General features: G+C 48.7%; 20 protein-coding genes and 1 riboswitch. Of the genes, 11 read left to right on the top strand and 9 right to left on the bottom strand.

The annotated features are described in order from the left end of the window. Window positions 1-8 precede the first annotated feature (8 nt). Both RSX24_RS10715 and RSX24_RS10710 read left to right on the top strand, forming a co-directional pair. Window positions 9-953: a carbohydrate ABC transporter permease gene (locus RSX24_RS10715; RefSeq protein WP_339278245.1), complete on the top strand. Its 945-nt coding sequence runs from the start codon at window positions 9-11 to the stop codon at window positions 951-953. Window positions 954-1,152: 199 nt separating this feature from the next. Further along, window positions 1,153-2,850: an RICIN domain-containing protein gene (locus tag RSX24_RS10710; RefSeq protein WP_343260880.1), complete on the top strand. Its 1,698-nt coding sequence runs from the start codon at window positions 1,153-1,155 to the stop codon at window positions 2,848-2,850. Between the two features lie 140 nt (window positions 2,851-2,990). Here RSX24_RS10710 and RSX24_RS10705 read toward each other — a convergent pair whose 3' ends face one another. Beyond that, a complete protein-coding gene (locus RSX24_RS10705; protein ID WP_343260562.1) occupies window positions 2,991-4,133 on the bottom strand; it encodes a family 8 glycosyl hydrolase in 1,143 nt (380 codons plus the stop codon). Between the two features lie 304 nt (window positions 4,134-4,437). Further along, window positions 4,438-4,890: a CBO0543 family protein gene (locus tag RSX24_RS10700; protein WP_343260561.1), complete on the bottom strand. Its 453-nt coding sequence runs from the start codon at window positions 4,888-4,890 to the stop codon at window positions 4,438-4,440. A gap of 230 nt (window positions 4,891-5,120) precedes the next feature. On the opposite strand from RSX24_RS10700, the gene RSX24_RS10695 reads away from it, so the two are divergent. The 3 genes from RSX24_RS10695 to RSX24_RS10685 all read left to right on the top strand — a co-directional run bounded on the left by RSX24_RS10695 (window position 5,121) and on the right by RSX24_RS10685 (window position 6,452). After that, the gene (locus tag RSX24_RS10695) at window positions 5,121-5,333 is read left to right on the top strand and encodes a helix-turn-helix transcriptional regulator (protein ID WP_343260560.1); all 213 of its coding nucleotides are present in this window, start codon (window positions 5,121-5,123) and stop codon (window positions 5,331-5,333) included. After that, a complete protein-coding gene (locus RSX24_RS10690) occupies window positions 5,323-5,637 on the top strand; it encodes a hypothetical protein (RefSeq protein ID WP_343260559.1) in 315 nt (104 codons plus the stop codon). Before RSX24_RS10695 ends, RSX24_RS10690 begins: the two co-directional genes overlap by 11 nt. Before the next feature lie 62 nt (window positions 5,638-5,699). After that, on the top strand, window positions 5,700-6,452 hold the full coding sequence (locus RSX24_RS10685) for a class I SAM-dependent methyltransferase (protein WP_343260558.1): 753 nt from the start codon (window positions 5,700-5,702) through the stop codon (window positions 6,450-6,452). Window positions 6,453-6,597: 145 nt separating this feature from the next. On the opposite strand, the gene RSX24_RS10680 is transcribed toward RSX24_RS10685, so the two are convergent. Both RSX24_RS10680 and RSX24_RS10675 read right to left on the bottom strand, forming a co-directional pair. Further along, window positions 6,598-7,083, bottom strand: coding sequence for a nitroreductase family protein (locus tag RSX24_RS10680; RefSeq protein ID WP_343260557.1), 486 nt, complete (start codon window positions 7,081-7,083; stop codon window positions 6,598-6,600). A gap of 123 nt (window positions 7,084-7,206) precedes the next feature. Further along, window positions 7,207-7,776, bottom strand: coding sequence for a nitroreductase family protein (locus RSX24_RS10675; RefSeq protein ID WP_236414167.1), 570 nt, complete (start codon window positions 7,774-7,776; stop codon window positions 7,207-7,209). Window positions 7,777-8,043: 267 nt separating this feature from the next. Between RSX24_RS10675 and RSX24_RS10670 the strand changes: the two genes are divergently transcribed. Continuing rightward, window positions 8,044-8,520 (top strand): MarR family transcriptional regulator, encoded by a 477-nt coding sequence (locus tag RSX24_RS10670; protein WP_339278254.1) that lies wholly within the window; start codon window positions 8,044-8,046, stop codon window positions 8,518-8,520. A 124-nt stretch (window positions 8,521-8,644) separates the two neighbouring features. On the opposite strand, the gene RSX24_RS10665 is transcribed toward RSX24_RS10670, so the two are convergent. The 3 genes from RSX24_RS10665 to RSX24_RS10655 all read right to left on the bottom strand — a co-directional run bounded on the left by RSX24_RS10665 (window position 8,645) and on the right by RSX24_RS10655 (window position 11,411). After that, complete coding sequence (locus RSX24_RS10665; protein ID WP_339278255.1) at window positions 8,645-9,544, bottom strand: TetR/AcrR family transcriptional regulator; 900 nt, start codon at window positions 9,542-9,544, stop codon at window positions 8,645-8,647. Between the two features lie 111 nt (window positions 9,545-9,655). Further along, window positions 9,656-9,931 carry a DUF1648 domain-containing protein gene (locus RSX24_RS10660; protein WP_339278256.1) on the bottom strand — a complete coding sequence of 92 codons (276 nt, stop codon included), beginning with the start codon at window positions 9,929-9,931 and terminating at the stop codon, window positions 9,656-9,658. Continuing rightward, complete coding sequence (locus tag RSX24_RS10655) at window positions 9,912-11,411, bottom strand: MDR family MFS transporter (protein ID WP_343260556.1); 1,500 nt, start codon at window positions 11,409-11,411, stop codon at window positions 9,912-9,914. The genes RSX24_RS10660 and RSX24_RS10655 overlap by 20 nt, the downstream gene beginning before the upstream one ends. Window positions 11,412-11,712: 301 nt before the next feature. Between RSX24_RS10655 and RSX24_RS10650 the strand changes: the two genes are divergently transcribed. From RSX24_RS10650 to RSX24_RS10640, 3 genes are all read left to right on the top strand, one after another. After that, window positions 11,713-12,507, top strand: a complete 795-nt coding sequence (locus RSX24_RS10650; protein WP_343260555.1) for a tyrosine-protein phosphatase — start codon at window positions 11,713-11,715, stop codon at window positions 12,505-12,507. 110 nt (window positions 12,508-12,617) lie between these two features. Beyond that, complete coding sequence (locus tag RSX24_RS10645) at window positions 12,618-13,817, top strand: outer membrane protein assembly factor BamB family protein (RefSeq protein ID WP_343260554.1); 1,200 nt, start codon at window positions 12,618-12,620, stop codon at window positions 13,815-13,817. A 213-nt stretch (window positions 13,818-14,030) separates the two neighbouring features. Next, entirely contained in the window at window positions 14,031-14,528 is a 498-nt protein-coding gene (locus tag RSX24_RS10640) for a DinB family protein (RefSeq protein WP_236414174.1), read from the top strand. A 354-nt stretch (window positions 14,529-14,882) separates the two neighbouring features. On the opposite strand, the gene RSX24_RS10635 is transcribed toward RSX24_RS10640, so the two are convergent. Next, window positions 14,883-16,379 (bottom strand): amidase, encoded by a 1,497-nt coding sequence (locus RSX24_RS10635; RefSeq protein ID WP_343260553.1) that lies wholly within the window; start codon window positions 16,377-16,379, stop codon window positions 14,883-14,885. Between the two features lie 190 nt (window positions 16,380-16,569). Further along, entirely contained in the window at window positions 16,570-17,556 is a 987-nt protein-coding gene (locus tag RSX24_RS10630) for a DMT family transporter (protein WP_339278262.1), read from the bottom strand. Window positions 17,557-17,704: 148 nt separating this feature from the next. Beyond that, a riboswitch (FMN riboswitch) is annotated at window positions 17,705-17,852 on the bottom strand. Window positions 17,853-18,072: 220 nt separating this feature from the next. Here RSX24_RS10630 and RSX24_RS10625 point away from each other — a divergent pair. Continuing rightward, a complete protein-coding gene (locus RSX24_RS10625; RefSeq protein WP_343260552.1) occupies window positions 18,073-18,711 on the top strand; it encodes a hypothetical protein in 639 nt (212 codons plus the stop codon). A 202-nt stretch (window positions 18,712-18,913) separates the two neighbouring features. Beyond that, window positions 18,914-20,281: an amidohydrolase family protein gene (locus RSX24_RS10620; RefSeq protein ID WP_438286803.1), complete on the top strand. Its 1,368-nt coding sequence runs from the start codon at window positions 18,914-18,916 to the stop codon at window positions 20,279-20,281. Window positions 20,282-20,365: the final 84 nt, after the last annotated feature.

The following is a 20,365-nucleotide window of genomic DNA, read 5'->3' as shown; positions in this document are numbered from 1 at the left end:
CGTTCAGCGTGACCACTTCACGATTATTATCGCTGGAACATTGGAAAGGCTGGCTCTGGTCTGTCGTTCGATTTGTACTGATTACCGGACTTTCCTTTGTTATCCTCTTTCCGATATTCCAGAAAATCTCAACGTCCATCAAAGACAAGGGTGATCTGTATTCCGCGGTGGTGGTATGGATACCCCAAAATTTCTCGCTGGATAACTTCCAGCAGGCCATTCGGGTGATGGATTACTGGGCGACGCTGTTTAATACCTTCGCGCTGTCAGCCTCGACAACGCTCTTGACGACAGCGTCCTGTGCTCTTGCCGGATATGGTTTCGCACGATTGAAGTTCAAGGGGAGCAACTTGCTGTTCGCGGGCGTCATTCTCACGATTCTCGTTCCGCCAACGACCATCCTGATTCCGGTGTATCTGAATCTGAAAAGCTTTGACCTGATGGGCCTGATGACACTTATTGCCGGCAAACCGGTGAATCTGCTGAACACCTACTGGCCGTTCATTCTGACCGCCATTACGGCCAATTCGCTTAAAGCCGGATTGTATATTTTCATCTTCCGGCAGTTCTTCCGCGGCATCCCGAAGGAAGTGGAGGAGGCTGCCTACGTGGACGGTGCAGGCATCGGGAGAACCTTTGCCCGAATCATGCTGCCGAATGCGATTCCGTCCATGGTGACCGTCATGCTGTTTTCCTTTGTATGGCAGTGGAATGACAGTTTCTACACGACCACGTATCTGACATCAAGCAAAGTCATGTCGACCCAACTGTCATCGCTTCCATACAATCTGGCGCAGCAAGTGAGTGATGGCGCCTCCAAGGCAGACCCTTTCTATCTCAGCATGATCCAGGATACGGGGATATTGCTTGCCATTCTGCCTTTGATCGTCATCTATCTGTTCGTGCAGCGTTATTTCGTGGAAAGTGTGGAACGTACGGGGATCGTTGGCTAACGTTTGGCCGGTACAGTAAAACCGGAGACTTAAAAATAAACCGTGGAAGGAGGGAAATTCATGCAGCTGCACGGATGGAACGGGGTGCGGGAGCGGGCACCAACGGATATGAACGGCTCGTGAAAGCTGTGCTTGAATTCAACACATATCGAATAAGGGAAAGCCATCGATCATGAGAGGAGGATCCAAAGTGAAGAAGATGTGGATGTCTTGTAAACTTTTACTCGTTATGGCTTTACTGATCACGATTGCTCCATGGGGAGGCGGCCGTGCCGAGGCATGGGTGGGCATGCCTATGGGCAAGCTTCACGTCAGCGGCAAACATCTGGTGAACAGCAACAATCAGCCTGTGCTTCTGAACGGCTGGCATCAACCGTCAGGTGCCTACTGGACGTATCAGGACAGCAATTACTATCTTAATCTGCACGGCAACAACCGTCATGCGGCTACACTGGCCTACCTGAAGGACATTACCGATACGTTTGCGGACACAAGTCCGAAATACGGCAGCAATCATGGCTGGAATATGAATCAGGTTCGTCTGTTCATTGATCGTCAGGACATGGGTGATGTGGCGGCGGGTACATACAATTTTGCTGGTGTGCAGACCGTTACGCAGAACGTCATTATTCCGTATATTCAGTATGCCAAGACAAAAGGTGTATACGTTGTCCTGGGTCTTGACTTCACGTTGAAGGATGATCAGGCAACGACCGCTGCCAATCTGCAAAAGTTCAATCAAATCTGGGGTTATCTCGCTTCCCGTCCAGAGATTAAAAGTGCGGACAACGTTCACTTCGAGCTGATTAACGAGCCGGTGAAGTCATACGCCAATGGACATTGGGGCGGCTACAACGGGGAAAACGACTTTGTCGATCACTGGAACGACTTGCGTAACTTTCAGAACTCCATCATCTCGACGATTCGCAGCCAAGGCGCGGATAATGTGATCTGGGCGGCAGGTCTGGGCTACAACCAATTCTATAGTCTGACGGCAAGCCATCCTTTGACCGACCCGCTGAACAACTACGGATATGCCGTGCACTGGTATCCTGGTTACGGCGCATATGATAACTTTTCGATCTTGCAGGATCAATGGAATACGAACGTCAAGGCGGCCGCAGACAAATATCCGATCAACATTACCGAAGTAACCTGGTTTAAGAATAAACCCGGCGACTCAGCATACTGGAACTTGTTTAATGGCAGCAACGAAGGTTTCGGCACCAATACGAAAACGATCTTCAATGCGGCAGGTAATGTCAGCATCGCTGCCCATATGAACGGCTTCATTCTGGAGCCGGGTCAACGCAGTTCTTTTGCCGACCCTACGGCAGGACTGAAATGGGATGGGGATGCTTCGCGGAGCGCGATGGGCCGTTTCCTGTTCAACTGGTATCATGAACGTGCACAAACGTATCCCGGCGGCGGAAATGGTGGTGGACCGACAACCGGGCTTGTATCAGGCGCAACGTACAAAATTGTAGCCAGACATTCGAATAAGGTCATCGATGTTCCCGGCGGGCAAAACCAGAACAATCTGCAGCTCCAGCAATGGAGCGATCTGGGCGGCAATCCGCAGAAATGGGTTCTGACTTCGATCGGTGGCGGAAGCTACACGCTGACCAGCGTGAACTCTCCCGATAAAGTGATTGATATTCGCAACGGTACCCTCACAAACGGCGAAGCGGTGCAGCTTATGAGCAATCTGAACACGACCGCGCAGCATTTCAAAATTAACGATCTGGGCAATGGGTACTGGAGTATCATCAACGTAAACAGCAACAAAGCGATCGAAGTGGCGAATGCTTCGTCGTCAGACGGAGCAAAGCTGCAGCAAAACGATTATACCGGCGGGCTCCATCAACAATGGAAATTTGTTGCCGTCAGCAATTAACATCCATGTAAAAGAGGACCTTTCCGGCCGTAATGCCTGAAAGGCCCTCTTTTCGTTGAAATTTCGGCCTGCGTGGTGCAATGTGATGCGTGTGATTTCCATTTGCGATGATTCATGGTTGGATGATCATTGTCGGATAATCAATATATGCGATATCTGCCGCTTAAAGCCAGCAGACTGAAGAAATATAGGCAATTGTCGTAGTATCGGCGTTCTCCTTGTCGCAGCGGCGTGTTCCAGAACCGGCGAACGAATGGTTCGACAACCGGACCGTCCGCAGCAAGCGAAGCCATCGCGTTCGTGGCGAGCAAGCCTACAGGATGCAGGGAAGGTTCGTCGAAGGGTTCACCTTCGATGGTATATCGACGATATTCGGATACGTCAATGCCGCTGAAGAAGGACTGAATCCGATTGGATTGTTCGACCTGCCACGGATCTTTGCGGAACCATTCCCAATCCAGAGCAATATTTGCCGCAACCCGGTAAGCATCGCTGTAAAAATGTCTAAAATCACCATGCGGCTGAACCGGAGCGGGTGAGCCGTCGTAATTCGCATATTCAGGCGAAAGCCCGGTTACAGGATGACAGGCGGTATGCAGATAAGCCCGACTTGCCGCTGCTGCTTCCTTCCAGAAGGCTTGATCCCCCTCATCCGCATATATTGCGAACAGTTCGTAGAAGTGGGGGAGATGGTAGGATGGATCGCTGAATGGTGATTCCGGAACAAACTTGATCAGCCGGGTATCCGGGTCCCACATCGGATCTCCCTCGCCATTTTCACCTTGATGGATGCAGGCGCGGAGGATTTTTCGGGCTTGTTCCTTGTAATCGTAAGGCGCAGCACCATCACCCCAGCGGTTGGAGGCAAAGAACAGGGCCATGGCGAAAAACTCCTCGCCGTCAGGGGCAGGACCTTGAGACAGGCGGGTACCGTCAGGCTTGCAATGCCAAGCAAAATAATCCTTGTATCTGCCTTCGGTATGCTGCATATACGTACGGGAAAAATTCCAGAGTCGATCAAATTCTTCTTTCTTATCCATTTGCACGGCCATCATCATGCCGTAAGACATGCCTTCCGAGCGTACATCGTGGTTACCGGTGTCGAGGAAGTACCCTTTGTCCTCACCCATCGGGTAATAAATTCGTGTATTCTCGTCTCCATAGAACAGCTCGTTCCATGTCTGCTCCAGTTTTGCCTCAATTTCGTTCTCGTCATAGCCCAGTTCCAGGAACAAATTCCTGTATGCTCCCGTATGGAACGCCCCATTTTCGTTGGTAGCCACGGATATCCTCCTTCGTTGGTCACGTTTAGCCAAATTATAGCATGACAGGCAGTACCCAAATTAAAGCGTTTTCTTTGAAAAGCACGGATCATTACATCCTGATCCTGTACGGCATGACCATGCCGTTTAACAATCTCTGCAGGGTAAGTGAGCCATGCAGAGTCGTTCTTTAATTGAACCTGAGCAAGGGTTTGAGGGGGCAGCCGTTGTTAGCCACCCGTATGAGACTAAAAAGCTATTTTGCCCTTGTCGCTATACGGGGTTTTCTATATTCCCCCTTGGCGGCACCTCATAATGTGCGATTTTACTTAGAATCTTTAAACATTTTTCTGAAAACAAGGCTATACCCGTAAGCTAAAACGAAAGGCAGAAAGTAGGACAAAAACGTCCAGTAAATGTTCCAATCATTGAAATAGATCACCTTGCCCATTTGTTTAGCGATCCACTCCAGAATCGTTAAAATGAAGGATGATGCCAGTATTGTCGGCCAAGGCTTCATCCCTTTTTCAAGAATGGCATACATCATAAGACATCCGAACATCGGATATAAACCTAAATCCATAGGGAGGGCTGCATACGATTGATTGTTGGTGTTCGGGAGGATATTCCAAAAAAAATTAAAACCCACATTGTTGACGCAGCTGGAGGCGGCCACTCCCAGCGGATAAAAAACAACTAGGATGCTGAGGTTTCTGCGCAGAATCCATCCGCCAATGATCACGGGAATTACAAAAGCGATTATAAAATTACTCAGCATGCATGCAATCACTCCCCGAAGTATTTCATTCGAATCAATTTCTTATTATTGGCTTCATCGAACCGTTTCATAATAAATCAAGGCAAAAATGCAGAAAAAACAGTTGATTCAGAGTCTGCAGCGAAGAGCAGGAGGTTAGAGTTAAAAAACCATAATTGACATATTATTACACGTAAAGTATAGTGGGCTATGTAAAGCTGACTTTACATTTTGGTTTTTGGAGGACTAACGTGCAAAACCATATCCGCACTAAGCGCATGGATGCGTCATTGACACAGGAAGAATTGTCTCGTCTGCTCAAAGTGTCCAGGCAAACGGTCGTTTCCCTGGAAGCAGGGAAGTATAAACCTTCGCTTGTGTTGGCACACAAGATAGCCCAAACCTTTAGGTGCAGCATTGAGGAATTATTCATTTTCGAGGGGGACGAAAACATTGAATCCTGAAGTCATGAACCAGATTGTAGGCGTCGGAGGAATCATAGCAGGGATGCTTGCAGCCATAATCACGGTCATCGTATCCCGGAGCAGGCTCAAAAAGCGGTACGAACTCGATGAAAGGTACATGTATTGTATTACCAAATCAAAGGCTTTTTCATGGAATGCTACAACAGTCACGCTTGCCGTTGCTTGGATTGTCGCCATGGTTATGGAAGGAGTCTCTCTATCGTTCTTTATCATTACGGGTATATTCGTCGTTCATTGTCTGTCCTCGATCGGCGCGAATCTGTATTATTCAGCAAAAAACTGACGTTATGCATAAGTTGGATCTCTGTAATGACAGGGATCAAAGGGGAGAAGGGATACGGATTCATGTTGATCAACCACAATAATCTTGAAGAGTATCGAGACCCGATCAATTATGATCTTGAATTCGGCGGGGATACAACAAAATACAATTTCTATCTTGAAGCTGCCAGATCGAGCCCGGGCGAAGTGTTAGAGCTTGCGTGCGGTACAGGATTGGCAACCATTCATTTAGCAAAATCGGGGATTCATATAACCGGCGTTGATATTTCTGCAGCGATGCTTGAGTATGCGCGGTTTAAGGCTCAAGGCTTGCCTGTGGAGTTTATTGAAGCGGATGCTCTTACCTTCGATTCCGATAAGCGCTTTTCTTTGATTTATTTAACCGGAAATGCATTTCAAGCATTTTTGAGCAATGAGGACCAAATAGCCTTGCTCCGAACAGTTTACAAACACTTGGAGCCGAACGGAAGATTCGTTTTTGAAACACGGAACCCCGTGGGGACCGATCTTTCTGATGAAGAGGAAACAATCTGGGGAGAATTTACGGATCAGGATGGAATTAAAGTCAAGGTATCCGGAACGCAATCCTATGATGCAAGGAACCAAATCATGCACTGGGTCACTTTCCGCGATTGGGGATTCAGGAAAACAACTTCGCGAATTGCATGTCGTTTTACGGATAATGATACGCTTAAGCATCTGTTGACCCGTCACGGCTTTCATATCGAAAGCCAGTATTCGGACTGGGATAAAACACCCTTCACGCCTTCGTCTTCTTCCATCATCAGTGTTTGTCGAAAAAAACAAGGTGAATAGTTCCGGTATGCTGAGGAAGCAGCTGATGCATATTATCGTGGACAAAGAAACAGACGATGCAAAGTCGCTAAAAATAGCGATTGTCTCTTTAAAGAATGGAACCACGATCTAGTCCCGAGCTCAGGTCAAGATCGTGGTTCCGTCATTAACATTCACGAATACGGAGACGGGTGGGTTGATCTTTTTGGGATAGGCTTCCAATATCCGCGTACCCTATATTCAGAATTGCCGCTATTCGCTCATGATCCCGTATCCCCAATCTTTGGCGTACCGTCTCGTCATAGATCCAGCCCTCGATGCAAACCTCAATGCCTATGCCGTTGTCCATCCCGAGCAGCTTTAAGTTTTGAATCAAGCAGTAAACGGCGGCCAAATCTTCCGCTTGTTTATGCATGGCGCCTTCGGCATTCGCAATGACGACAAGATGCGCCGGGGCTTCGCGACGGTGGAGAGGCAGTGCTTCTTCACGGTGTTTGCCTTCCACGAACAGGAAACGCCAGGGTTCCCGCAGACCATCATTCGGTGCCCATACCGCTGCATCCAATAGACGCAGAATCGCTTCAGGGTCGACCGGTTTTGGTTCGAAGGAAGGAAATCGATCGTTTTTGTGCAATACATCCGAAATTAACATGATCTTCTGCTCCGTTTCTTTAAGTGATATAAGCCGGGGAAGTTAAATCAAGATTGGTATATAATTGGTTATGTTCGTTGTTATACGAATAAATCAGAGATGGGAACGAGTGCATCAAATCGTTCAGGTTTGCGGCCAGCGACTCCATTTTTTTGCGGCAGGCGTCCGCTTGCGGGGACGGGGTGTTTTGTCAATGAAACCAAAGATCAAAATACCGACCAATCGTTCACGTTCTGACATGCCCAGTTGTTCAAAAAAAGGCCTGGTATACAACATTTCATCTGTGCGCCAAAACATGCCGATCCCGTTTTCCCAAGCTAACAGCTGCAGGTTTTGCAGGTAAAAACAAACATTTGCATACTGCCGGTCTCGTTGCTCCGGTGAACCATGATCTTCCACAACAACGGCCACGAGGCCGGGAACCTCGGAAAAGTACTTCACCATCGTTTCCTTTAGGGGCTTAGGGGTGAGCTTGCCAAACCGGGTAACCGCAAAAGAATCCATCATATACCGGGAAAGACGAGTTTTGGATTCGTGCGACAGGGCCAACATAAGCGTCATGGCATTCAGCATTTGTGAGTCGCACAAATTAGACGCTTGATTCAATACATCCTGAATAAGGTGATCGGGCACGGGCTGATCGGAGAACTTCCGTATGCTCCGGCGTTCCCTAATGATGGATTCAACCTTCATTTGGAATCACTCTCTTTCTTATTGTTTCCGAAGAAAACATAATAATTTAGATGAATAAGTACATACTTTTAATTACGACAATAATATTGTTTCATATGAAACAATATTATTGTACAGTGTGCTACCTGTAGTGTCAACCCGGGATTGCGACGTGAGGCAAGCTTGGATCATTGCGTTGAGAAGGCAAGCAGGTACAGGTCCTCTTTGTTTCTTAGGAAAACATGCAGTGATATAATAAAAGAAATAAGTCAAGGAGCCAAGCAGATCATGGAGACTTTAAATAAAAACAAAAACGCAATTCATGAAAGCTTCATTCAATTCCTTCAACACAAAGAACAATACGAATCTCGGATATCCGCGTCATACCTTGAGGATCTCCGAAAGCACATCGGTGCCAGCTTCAGCTTGAACATGACGGAACTGCATACCATTGCATGCATCGGAGAGCAAGAGCCGATCAATATCACGTCCATCGCGGAACGGATTCATGTAAGCAAAGGCAATACCTCCAAGATCGCCAATAAATTGCTTAAGGCTGGTTGGGTACGAAAAGCTCAGCTTAACGATAACAAAAAAGAAGTATACTTTCGATTGACGCCTGTCGGGAAAAAGCTGTTCGCTGCCCACGACGAGCTTCATGCGAAAGAAAAGCAGCGCATGTACGATTTTTTGGGTCAATACAGCAATGCCGAGCTTGAATTTATCAAAAAATTGTTCGATGATATGGCTGCCTTTTACCAATGAGAATAGGAAACGCATGTCTTTTGGGGCTTATGCCCGTGAATAACGTTTCCCATTAAGCAGAATATCCTGCAGCGAAAAGCGGGTTCGGAGCCCTCTTTGCTGCAGGATATTTTTTTTGAGCCGGCTACTGCCTCTCTTGTCGGATTACTCCCAAACGCTGCTGCAGCTGATTGGCGTAGAAAGACAATTCGGGCTCCGCAGCCAAATCCCGAAGCAATGCTTGAATCAGAAAAGTCCGCGGCTTGTCCCCGGCCAACTCCTCCTCAAGCAGCATTGCCACTTCTTGAAGCTCCTTCTTTCGGGCATTCGGAACATACAGATCAGGAATGGTCGATTGTATGGTTCGAAACAAGGTAGAGATTCTGCCTGAATTTGTGGGTACCGCTGAACCCAAATCCACTTCCTCGTATTCTTTCATAAGCTCGGGTGTTAATAAGGGCAGGGGAGAAGCTTTGCCCAGGCCATCCACCAAATCATCCATCCGTTCCGCAATAAATACCGCCAGTTTTTCGGCCGGGATCGGTTTGTATGCAAACAACAAATGAAAAGTATACTCCCGAACAAGACCGCTGAACAGGGCTGTCACGTCCCACTTCCAATTCGAGATGGCCGAACCGTATTGCCTCGACAACAGATTCTCGTAGTAGTTGAACATTTGAACCTGAATCTGATGAATGAGAGAGGAAATATTGTCGCTGCCTCCCGGAGGAAATTCATTATAATCCCGGGAAATATAGTAGCCATGGCGGCCAAAGAATTGAAACAAACACGTAATTTCGGATAAGTACGTTTCCCGGCGTGGCAGTGCCAATTTACGAATTCGCTCCACCCCATCCATCATCGATTGCTGACGTTGTTTCAAAATGCTGACGAACAAGTCTTCTTTGGATTCGAAAAATTTGTACAGAGATCCTTTCGCGATGCTGCAATCGTCTGCGATGTCTTGAATCGACGTTGCCCGATAGCCTTTTTCCATAAAAAGGCGGACGGCGGATTGGATGATTTTGTCCTTCAATAAACTCATGTTCAGTTCTCCTTATCACTCGTTACGGATCAGGTTTAATGCCTCTCCAGCTCCTTAGTCAAGTATAACCAATATTCGAAGAGCAAAAAAGAAGGATTGCTTCGGGGACGCCTAGATCAAAGCGAGCCATAACATGCAAATTTGCAATAGAGCCAGTACATAAATAAGCCAGCCGGCACCTTCCCTCCATCTGCGATAGAGCAGAACAATCATCAAGACAGGAAGAGCAAACAAGCCGACCCATCGACTGACAAACCTGTCGGCTTGACCATTCGTAAAGTGAATGGGGAGCTCCGATGGAGCAAACCATACCGCAATGATGGCCGCTAGCAATGCCAGCACTGTGACGAGAATAGGCGTTTTGGGATTAAAGAGGAAATTGATCATGTTCATGTATCCTTTCGTTTGAGTCATTCACAGAGGAAGAGGAGCCTTTCTTTGCGGACGGCGTTTTTTTCTTCAACAAAAAGCTGCATACCAATCCCACCGTCGCGATGCAAGCGGCCAGCCAAAATGTGTCACTAAAAGCAGCGGTGTGAGCATCCATGGCAGACAGCTCTTTGCCTGCGTTATTCGTGATGCGTGACGAGAGATAACCCGTAAAACCGGCAATCGCAAAGGATGACACCACTTGTTGGGAAGCGCTCGTTAGCGGAGTAACCCGGCTAACCATCTGGGGCGGCGTGGCGTTCAATACGTAAGTGTTAAGCGACATCATTGACAGACCCATCCCTGAACCGAGCGCAAACAAAATGAGCATGATGAAGGAAGGACCGTAATCCGTTCCCACAATCGACATGGCAAAAAGCCCGCCTGAGATCAGCAGCATGCCCACAGTCAATGGAGGACGCGCCCCCATTTTGTCAAACCATTTTCCGGCCAATGGCATGAAGATCATCGAACCGATCGCCTGAGGCAAAAGGTGAAGGCCTGTTGCCAGTGGTCCCAATTGCTTGACCTGCTGAAGGAGCAGCGGAAATAAAAGCACGGTACCGAACAGAGCCGTTTGCATGATCCAGGAGGTTATTATTCCGATCGTAAACGGCCCGGACTTCATAACGCGCAATTCAAGAAGCGGTGCTCGCTGCACTAAACAGGAGATGACGAAGAGTGCCAGCAAAACGGTACCCGCCGACAAGCCCCAAAGAGCGTATGAAGAGGCCAAGCCGCTCCCTGCTTCGCTGAAGCCGAACGTCAGACAAGCAAAAGCAGCAGGGCCGAGAAATAAGCCCAACACATCCAAACGAGGGTTTGCTTGGGATTGGAAGGAGGGCAGGTGCTTCATGCCGATCCATATTCCTGCCAACCCGATCGGAAGGTTAATCCAGAAAATCCAATGCCAGCTCACGTATTCAACCAACCATCCGGATATAACCGGCCCGAGAGCAGGAGCGAGAAGCATCGGTATGCCCAGCATGCCGATAATTGACCCACGTTTGTCAGGAGGCGCCAGGCGATACACCATCGCCATTCCGACCGGAGAAACCATTCCTCCTCCTAAACCTTGAATGACCCGAAAAAGAATGAGCTGTCCGGACGTTTGAGCAAATGCGCACAGCAGAGAACCAAGCGTGAAAAATCCGATGGAACTCAGGAACACTCGCTTAGCGCCAAATTTGTCCGAAAGCCACCCTGCCAGTGGAATGACTGCAGAGAGAGCTAACGTATAAGCGGTGACCGCCCACTGCATCGTTTGGAGCGTAACGCCGAAATCCCGCACCCAAGTCGGAAGGGCGACGTTCACCGCCGTACTATCCAGAATAACCATAAACGTTCCGATGACGATCGCGATCAGCGGCGGTAGATACGGTCGAATGGAAAATGAACTTTCTTTGGGCTGTTCCTGAAGAAATGAATGTTGAGACATGCATGAATACCTGCTTTCATGAGGATTTGACGGGACGAGGCTGGCCGGCTTCAGCCCGTTCCGCAAGGCATATTTTCGCCTTTCTTAACCTATTAGTTTTATATAAAACCCATAAGTCACGATACATCATATCCTTCACATGACGTTGTGTCAATCATCAGACGAAGCGATAAAACACATTTTTGAACATATGGTTCTTTACAAAACCAGTTAGTCAAATTATGATGGTTATTAGTTTTCAAGAACGAGTATCGGTGTAAATACTTTACATGAATGTGAGATCAGAAAGTAGGAAGCGAACATGGACAAGAATAACAAAGAGCACGGCATCATATCTTCTTTTGACGGGTTGGGCAACTTCAGGGACTTTGGGGGTTATAACACGACCGACGGCAAGAGAGTGAAGAGAGGGCATCTGTTCCGCTCGGACGATTTATCCAAGCTTTCGAGAAGGGACATTGCGCGGCTGGAACAGACCGGCATGCAATTGATTTGTGATTTGAGGACGGAGACCGAACAACAGTCCAAAAAGAGCCGCATGCTGAATCGGGGGATCGAGGTCGCTAATCTGCCTATGCAGGACAAAAGCCAAGCGTTTACCAGGCTTGAATTCATGAAATATTTGATCCGGCATGGGAGCGAGATTAACTTTGAACAACAGATGAAGGACATGTATTTTCATATGGGGAACGGATCCCAATCCACGATCAAAAACATTTTCGGTTTGTTATCCAGGAAAGAAAAATTGCCCGTTCTGATTCATTGCACCGGAGGCAAAGACCGAACCGGATTTATCGTGGCGATCATCCAGCTTTTTCTCAACGTTCCGTATGATCACGTCCTGAAGGATTACCTGTATTCCAATGTACGCATTGGACCTCGCATGAAAAAAGCGGAGAACATGATTCGTTTCATGAGTTTTTACCGCGTGCCGGCAGAACGGATCAAACCTATATTGGAGGTAAGGCGCGACTATCTGGAGGATGTGCTTCAACCCATTCTGGCTCGCCATGGCACCATAGAAAACTATTTGATAAACGAATGCGATATTCCCGAAAAGCATCTTGAAACCTTCAAGGAACTCGTACTCGAATGAGGCATAACGGCAGCATACGTAGTACTTCTAGAAACGATAGGTTCTTGAAAAAACTAGTGAGTAGGATTACAATTGACACTAAATCCGGAATAACAGGAGGAACAGAAACAATGAATTCGATTGGAAAACAAACATTGTCCAGATTCGTCAAAACAGGATTAGCCATAACTTTTCTCTTATCGCCAGTCTCATCGTTTTGGGTGGATACCAACCAGGTATCGGCCCAGTCTGCAGACAACGTGGCGTCCACGAACCTGAAACCCGTTTGGACCAAAACTTTAGGGGACCTGAGTCAAACGGACATTAAGGCCACACTAATCAAGAATGATTTATACTACACGGTTGGTGGTAAATACATTGCCTTTGATGCTTTGTCCGGCAAAACTCGCTGGACTTATCGGGCTGCTGCGTCTTCACAAACAGTTACGGATGGCCAATCGGTGTGGATTACGGATACAACGGGGCAGCTGCTGAAACTGAATGCAAAAACAGGTAAATTGCAATGGAAAGTTAAAACGCAATTACGCCCAGGAAAAGGGGAGAGTTACTCCAATTTCAGTTTGCATCTGGCGGATGGGGTGATTTATGTCGGGGACGAATATGGTCTAACCGCATACAACGCCTCAAACGGTATAGTGAAATGGAAATTAAAAGGCGGCGAACATGGGTACAACGTTCTTCTTACCGGGAAAATGCTTGTCGCATCTACGACCATCTCGGGAGGTTTAACAACGAGCAGTTTGAAAGGGATCGATGCCGCGACCGGTAAAGTGAAATGGACGCTAAACGATGGGGACCATCAGGACATCCTGTATTCAAACGGAAAAACGTTTTACTCCCGTGACGTAACCGAAGGCATCGATGCCGGTTATGCGGCAAATATTGATGAAATTGAATTAAGCAGCGGAAAGATTAAGGCTACCCGTTCTTATGTCCCTGTAGACTTTGTGGAAGAACTTAGCGCGGTCGATGTCGTATCCGATGGAAGTTACTTCTATGTCATCGGCAAATACGATGAACGTCAAAAACAAGCGGTCGTTTCACGCTTTCCCGTGAACGATCCTTCCATCACCAAGCCCGATAAAACTTACGTTTTCCCGGTGTCGGTCGTGGATTGGTCAATTCCGGGCCGTGATGGCATTGCCTATGCCCGTTTAGGGAACGGCAATCTGGTGGCCATGGATACGAACAGTGGAAAAACGTTGGCCTCCGTATTGTACAAAGGGACCCCATTGCCAACCCTCGTTGGCCAAGACGTAATGATAGTCCAATATGGCTCGAAAATCAGCGGAGTAAAGACCGGTCGCTGACCGATTGAAAACCAATGCTCTATTTGGACATGTCGTCCTTAAGTTTAATCATGATCGGTTCATTTGGAGTAATTCCTTATGATGTGCCGGCAGCCCTCAGGGGCTGCTTTTTGCGGTGAAATGCTTGCTGACAGAGTTGATGCGGCACAAAAATGATCTTTCCACGAGTCCAAGTTTATAGTATTCTGTACATATAAGGGAGGATGGTAAACTGTGGCAATAGATCTGATTATTGGCGATGCCAAACACGAGCTGGCTTCTACCCGCCGCATCCTGGAACGCTTGCCCGATGAGCATATGGAATGGCGTCCACACGCTAAATCGATGACGCTCGGCGGGCTGACCACGCACTTAATCAACCTGGTAAACTGGCAAGTCGCGATTTTTGTTGGACCTGAACTGGATCTGGCGACTGTGCCGCCCAGACGGGAAGCTTTGACAAGTCGAGCGGATGTGTTGAACGAATTCGACGAGAACGCCGCAAAACTGGAAAAGCTGTTATCCGAATGCAGCGAGGAAATGCTGGGCGAGGAGTGGACCTTGCGAAGCGGGGATTATGTCATTTTGCAGCGCCCGCGGGCAATCGCATTGCGCACCTTCGGTCTTAGCCATATGATCCATCACCGTGCACAGCTTGGAGTTTACTTCAGACTCCTGGACATTCCCGTTCCTGGATTGTATGGCCCCTCGGCCGACGACAGCGTGAATTAAAAGAAAATTTGAACAGAACAGTCGCAGTATATCGGTTCGATGACCGATGTGCTGCGACTTTTTTGACGATTGACGTTAGTTGCTAAAGAGAAAGGGAAGAGCAGGCTTTAAGGCATTCAACGGAAAGTGTGAGGTTAAGTCATGTGCCTAACTTTAATAGTATACAACATAAATATTATGTAAACCTAAATAGAAAAGAAACTACTTTGCATTACAAGGCATTGAATAAGGTGAAATACAGATGAGGTATACACCCCGCATGACATGATGGTTATGCGGGGGTATCCATCGACTTCGTATCGCTTATATATAACCCGACATCAAAGATCCCATCCCCATAATCCCTCTTCCGCTTTAGGCGGGGAACATCGGGTTGCCTTTCAAGCCAATCCAGAGCTCGGATGCTTCAAGCTGTCCGGCCAAATGAAACAGCCAGTCCTCACGGCCTTTAGTCGCCATGATCTGAGCTCCCATAGGCAGGCCGTCCGGGGTCATGTGTATAGGTACGCTCATGGCAGGCTGACCCGTCAAATTGGCAAGCTGGGTAAATGGAGTATAGGTCAAGCTCGGCTCAAACATTTCATAAATAAGCTGCTGCTGCCGATCCTTGTCCAATTCGCTGACCATCATCAATTCGTCGATCCGTTTGGCATCGGCCGTTAATTCCCCGATTCGTGGTGCTGGAAAAGCGTTCGTGGGCGTTACGTAAAAATCATATCGTTCGAACAGCTTGGACATCTGCGCAGCGGCAACATCCCACTCAGCCAAACTGTGAACGAACTCGGCGGCAGATACTTTTTTGCCTGCCTCGGCAATGACCCAGGCTTCGATTTCCATATCTCTTGCGGTCAGCTCACGTCCGATGGAGCGTTCAATGGAGGAAACCATGGCGGCCATTTCTCCACTGTTCATCATGTAGTAGTTTTCGATCAGACGAACGCCGTTGACGGGACTGAGTTTTTCTTCAACGTCGTGGCCTTGCTCTTCGAGCCAGCGAACGAGCTTGTACACCGCTTGTTTGGCTTCTTCGCTGACAGGTGTTCCTACAGGCGAAGCCGTAGTATATGCGATTTTCAGTTTTCGTTGGTGTGGATAGTTCATGTCTGCCTGGTAACTCCCCGGAAAAAGAGGGGCGTGGAACGCCGCTTCCGGCTGGACGACTTGCAGCACATCCAACAGTGCCGCACTGTCGCGCACGGTGCGGGACAAGGCAAAATCGATGGAGGCGCCCTGCCATTGACGGCCTGCGCCTGGACCAACCGGCGTCCGGCCGCGCGTAGGCTTCAGACCGAACAGTCCGCTAAACGCTGCAGGTATGCGGATCGAGCCGCCGCCGTCGCTTGCACCTGCCAGTGGAACCATTCCCGAGGCAACGGCTGCCGCCGCTCCGCCGCTGGAACCGCCTGGCGAGTGCTCCGTGTTCCATGGATTGCGCGTCGGGCCGTGCAGGCTGGGTTCTGTGATGTTTTTCAAGCCGAACTCCGGCGTATTGGTATGCCCGATAATAATAAAACCGGCCTCACGCAGGCGTTGGACGAAATTGGAGCTGCGCACAGCGCGGTGCTCGCTGAACAAACGCGAACCGGAAGTGAGAAGCTCGTTTTCCAAGGATTGCGAAATGTCCTTCAACAAGAGCGGTACGCCGGCAAAAGGTTGTTCCCCCGGCCTTGTCTTGTTGGCTTCCTGCCTTGCGCGTGTCTCATACGTGCGGATCACGGCGTTTAACCGGGGATTGAACTCGTTCAGTCGGGCAAATGCCGCATCCAATAGCTCGTTTGGCGATACTTGCCGCGCACGCACAAGCTCTGCCAAACCGACGGCGTCATAGGATGTATATGGAAATGAAGACATGTGTATCGTTCCTCTCAATATGTATTGGGCTGAGCATGTTCCATAGTCATCGTACCATCAGGTGGACGAAAAGACAAAAGCGCAATGTAATGCGATGCTGCACGTTCAACCATAAAAAAACACTGTTTGCCCAGAAGGAACAAACAGTGTGGATATACAAATCATGCCATTAATGATATGCTATCTTGATTCACTCTGTGCGCAATCTTCGCGCAGCTTCAAGGTTGGTGTTGGATGGCGAACGATCTTGCTGTCTGGAGATGGCGAACAGGGCGATCCAGATCAGGACGAAACCGATGAGCTGCTCCCAAGTAATCAGCGTACGGAAAGCGATCCAGTTCACCAGCACGCCTGCCATCGGAAAGCTCAATTCAGCCAAAGTAGCCACCGATGCCTTGGTCGAAGAGAGACCTTTGTAATACAGCAAAAGACTCAACAATCCAGGCAGCAGCGCTTGGCCCAAAATGTTCAGGATGACCGCAGCCTGGGCACCCGTACCTGAAGGGAAGGACCATGGTGCGCCTTCATTCCAGGTCATGAAGATGAGCAGCGGCAGGGCAACGACGAAACGAAGGGAGGTTACCGTTTCATACCGCGTTTGTCCCAGCATCAGCCGGCCCATAACCGTGGAGCCTCCCCATAGCGCGGCAGCGCCCAGGGACAACAAGCTGCCTGCATGGACCCAGCTGTCCCATCCGGCCGAGGGGAGCGTCAATCCAAAGGTCAGCAAGTAGGTTCCTGCCAGCGCAATGATGAACAACCCGCCAAAGCGGCGCGGCAGCGATTCTTTTAACAGCAGCTTTGCCATCACGATCGCGAACAAGGGCTGCATTTTTTGCAGCAGCAGTACCGTGTTTGGATCATTATGAGTGAGGGCCAGCGTGAATAACACCGTGGCAAGCGCAGAACCGCCCCAGGAAATGAAAATGACGGCAATCCAATGGCGTGCGCGCAGATTTTTCAGGTCGGCCCTGAATTTCCAAAGTACGGGAAGGGCGATCAGGCTTACAATGATATGTTCCACCAGGACGATCTGGGTGGAGGTCATCGTTTCGAGCAAAAGAATGCGGAAAAGAGGGTCGACGCCCCAGAGGGCAGCGCCAAGCACAACCAACCAGAATCCGGTGTTGCCTCGTTGCTTGGTCGGAACGTTTGATGCAGTTTGATGGTTTTCCATATTCAGGACTCCTTCGTCAGAACACGGAATCTTCAGTTGGCAGATTCGACAAAAGCCCCCGTTTCGGCGTACGCCAAATAACGGGGGCTCACACGCATGAATATGGCGTCGGGAAAAAAGGCGTTCCCGAGAACGGCCGTATTCATGTGTTGATCTTCTCTCATCCGGACTATACCGTCGGCCCTGGAGTCGCACCAGGTCAGTCGCTGTCCAAAACTGGTCAAACAGCGAGTCGCGGGCTGGTTCCGAAGAACATCACCGCCGGTTGGGAATTGCACCCTACCCCGAAGATCCTATTCGATTGGTTTATAGGTTCGTTACACAAGCTGTAACATCAATAGATTCATCTTAAATGTGAAAGCGCTAGCAGTGCAAGAGTTTTTGCGAAATAAATATTTAATTTCCATAAGAATAATCGGAATAATACGCTGGAATATCGTCAAATCGTTGAAAGGTGCTTTAGACGAGCATAAACGTTCGTTTAAGAAATAATTCGGAGCTTAAGGGGTTGCTGAAATGGAAGTCGTAGGTATTTTGGGAGTCGTACATGATGAAGAGCTGCGAGTGCAGCACCATTTAACACTTGAAACCATAGAAAGGTTAATTGTTGATTTTGATCCGGATGTAATCTGCGGCGAGGTTTTGCCATCCAGTTTCGAGAAATACAAAAAGGAGCCTGCAAATAGAGGGTACTGGGGCGAACCCCCAAGCGAATATTACGACCTGATCTTTCCGTTATGCGAAGAAAAAAAGATCAAGTTTGTTCCCGTGGATTGGGTGGAACTTGATATTTGGAACGATTTCGATCCTTTGCGAAGCTATACCGGGCCCGAAAAAGAACGGTTGGAGAATGAATTGGATCATTGGTGGCACAAACAGCTTGCGGCTTCCGGTAAGGGTGCTATTCCATTTAATACGGAAGCATTCGACCATGTGACCCGACTGAAATATCAGTGGCTGAAAAGGTTGGATCCAAAAGCGCATGCCATACGATGGGAATGTCGGCATGATATCATGCTTCAACGAATCATAAACGCAATCAAAGACAATGCGGATGCACGTATGTTGTGTATTGTGGGTGCCGATCATAATCATGCTTTGTATGAGGGACTCATGCCGTTGAATCATATACAGCTTATCTATCCATTGAAATAATGGTTATCCCATGGATTGAACTGATCTTATTATTGGACGGGTATTCATTCCATGATTGTGCGTCATTAACAAGTGCTATATAATCGTTATATCCTTGAAATAATACACTCATAATCTTGCATCCATGAACAGACAACCTTTCATCAACAACTTGTGTAAGTACCTGAACGTACCCATAACATGAGGATTGGAGATGTGTCTTGTGGAAAAAGGTTATTTGCTCAAAAATGGCTGCGTATTGTCCATGGATCCTTCGGTAGGTCAGTATGCCCGGGCGGATGTGCTGATTGAAGGTTCAATCATTACGGCAATAAGGCCTGATCTGGAATGTGAGGAAGCGATCGTGATCGATGCTTCCGACATGATTATTCTGCCCGGGTTGGTGGATACCCACCGCCATGTATGGGAATCGCTGCTGCGTACCGCGGGAACGAACTGGTCCTTGCCCGTTTATTTGCAAAATCTTTATTATGGGGCGATGGGCAGCAAGCTTCGACCGCAAGACAGTTATATCGCCAATTTGCTCGGTTCATTGGAAGCGCTTAATGCAGGCGTGACCACGATCCTCGATTGGAGCATGCCCTATACGCCGGACCATACGGATGAGCTTGTTCGGGGGTTGCGCGATGCCGGCATTCGGGCTGTGTTTGCGTACGGGGTTCCCGGAGAGACCGAATATTGGAATCGGGAAAGCCGTTTGACATATTCAGCCGATGTGAGAAGGGTAAAGCTTCAGCATTTTTCTTCGAACGACCAATTATTAACGTTTGGACTCGCTATACGGGGACCCGAATTCAGTCACTGGGATACAGCGGTGGACGAAATTCGTCTTGCCCGCGAGCTGGATGCGATCTGCTCCATGCATGCAGGGTTTGGCAGCTGGGGTTCGGTGGACCGCTCGGTCGCCAGGATGGCTGAACACGGTTTGCTCGGCCCGGACGTCAATTTGGTGCACGGCAATACCATGGGCATCGACGAATATAAGCTGCTCGCCGATAGCGGTGCTTCGTTATCGGTGACGCCGGAAGTGGAAATGATGATGGGACATGGCTATCCTGCAACGGGTGCTTTTCTGGAGCAAGGAGGCACGCCGACGCTTGGCGTCGATGTCGTGACATCGACGGGTGGAGACATGTTCTCCCAGATGAAATTTGCGTTGCAAGCCGAACGGGCCAAAATGAACGAGCTCGCGCTGGAAAACGGAGAGATGCCCGGCGAGCTGAATTTGCAGTCCAGGCAAGTGTTGCGGTTTGCAACATCGGCAGGTGCGCAGGCGCTGGGACTTGGAAGCAAAGTGGGTACGCTTGCCCCAGGCAAGGAAGCTGACCTGATCATGATCCGCACCACGGATCTCAATCTGTTCCCGGTGCATGATCCGATAGGCGCCGTCGTGCAATTTGCGAATCCTTCCAACGTGGATACCGTATTTGTCGCAGGACGGCTTGTGAAGCAGGGGGGCAAACTCATCGGCGTGGATTTGGACAAGATTCGACGCCAGGCCATGGAAAGCAAAGTGTACTTGCTTCAGCAATATCGGTTTAGCGACGCAGAACGAATCGTATATTCCTGATGAGGGAGCAACCGCCTGGTTTTGGTGGAAGGATCCATATATCCATATAGGACAGGTTCATTCAAATCTATATTGTGAAGGAGG

It is taken from the genome of Paenibacillus hubeiensis (assembly GCF_032334105.1).
GTDB classification, from domain to species: Bacteria; Bacillota; Bacilli; order Paenibacillales; family Paenibacillaceae; genus Paenibacillus; species Paenibacillus hubeiensis.
This window is presented reverse-complemented; position numbering and strand designations above follow the sequence as displayed.

What these genes read in the sequence shown, in the direction of transcription:
- RSX24_RS10710 (WP_343260880.1), top strand. Translation starts at nt 1,153, where the DNA reads ATGTGGATGTCTTGTAAACTTTTACTCGTTATGGCTTTACTGATCACG.
- RSX24_RS10700 (WP_343260561.1), bottom strand. Translation starts at nt 4,890, where the DNA reads ATGCTGAGTAATTTTATAATCGCTTTTGTAATTCCCGTGATCATTGGC.
- RSX24_RS10685 (WP_343260558.1), top strand. Translation starts at nt 5,700, where the DNA reads ATGTTGATCAACCACAATAATCTTGAAGAGTATCGAGACCCGATCAAT.
- RSX24_RS10680 (WP_343260557.1), bottom strand. Translation starts at nt 7,083, where the DNA reads ATGTTAATTTCGGATGTATTGCACAAAAACGATCGATTTCCTTCCTTC.
- RSX24_RS10675 (WP_236414167.1), bottom strand. Translation starts at nt 7,776, where the DNA reads ATGAAGGTTGAATCCATCATTAGGGAACGCCGGAGCATACGGAAGTTC.
- RSX24_RS10670 (WP_339278254.1), top strand. Translation starts at nt 8,044, where the DNA reads ATGGAGACTTTAAATAAAAACAAAAACGCAATTCATGAAAGCTTCATT.
- RSX24_RS10665 (WP_339278255.1), bottom strand. Translation starts at nt 9,544, where the DNA reads ATGAGTTTATTGAAGGACAAAATCATCCAATCCGCCGTCCGCCTTTTT.
- RSX24_RS10660 (WP_339278256.1), bottom strand. Translation starts at nt 9,931, where the DNA reads ATGATCAATTTCCTCTTTAATCCCAAAACGCCTATTCTCGTCACAGTG.
- RSX24_RS10655 (WP_343260556.1), bottom strand. Translation starts at nt 11,411, where the DNA reads ATGTCTCAACATTCATTTCTTCAGGAACAGCCCAAAGAAAGTTCATTT.
- RSX24_RS10650 (WP_343260555.1), top strand. Translation starts at nt 11,713, where the DNA reads ATGGACAAGAATAACAAAGAGCACGGCATCATATCTTCTTTTGACGGG.
- RSX24_RS10645 (WP_343260554.1), top strand. Translation starts at nt 12,618, where the DNA reads ATGAATTCGATTGGAAAACAAACATTGTCCAGATTCGTCAAAACAGGA.
- RSX24_RS10635 (WP_343260553.1), bottom strand. Translation starts at nt 16,379, where the DNA reads ATGTCTTCATTTCCATATACATCCTATGACGCCGTCGGTTTGGCAGAG.
- RSX24_RS10630 (WP_339278262.1), bottom strand. Translation starts at nt 17,556, where the DNA reads ATGGAAAACCATCAAACTGCATCAAACGTTCCGACCAAGCAACGAGGC.
- RSX24_RS10625 (WP_343260552.1), top strand. Translation starts at nt 18,073, where the DNA reads ATGGAAGTCGTAGGTATTTTGGGAGTCGTACATGATGAAGAGCTGCGA.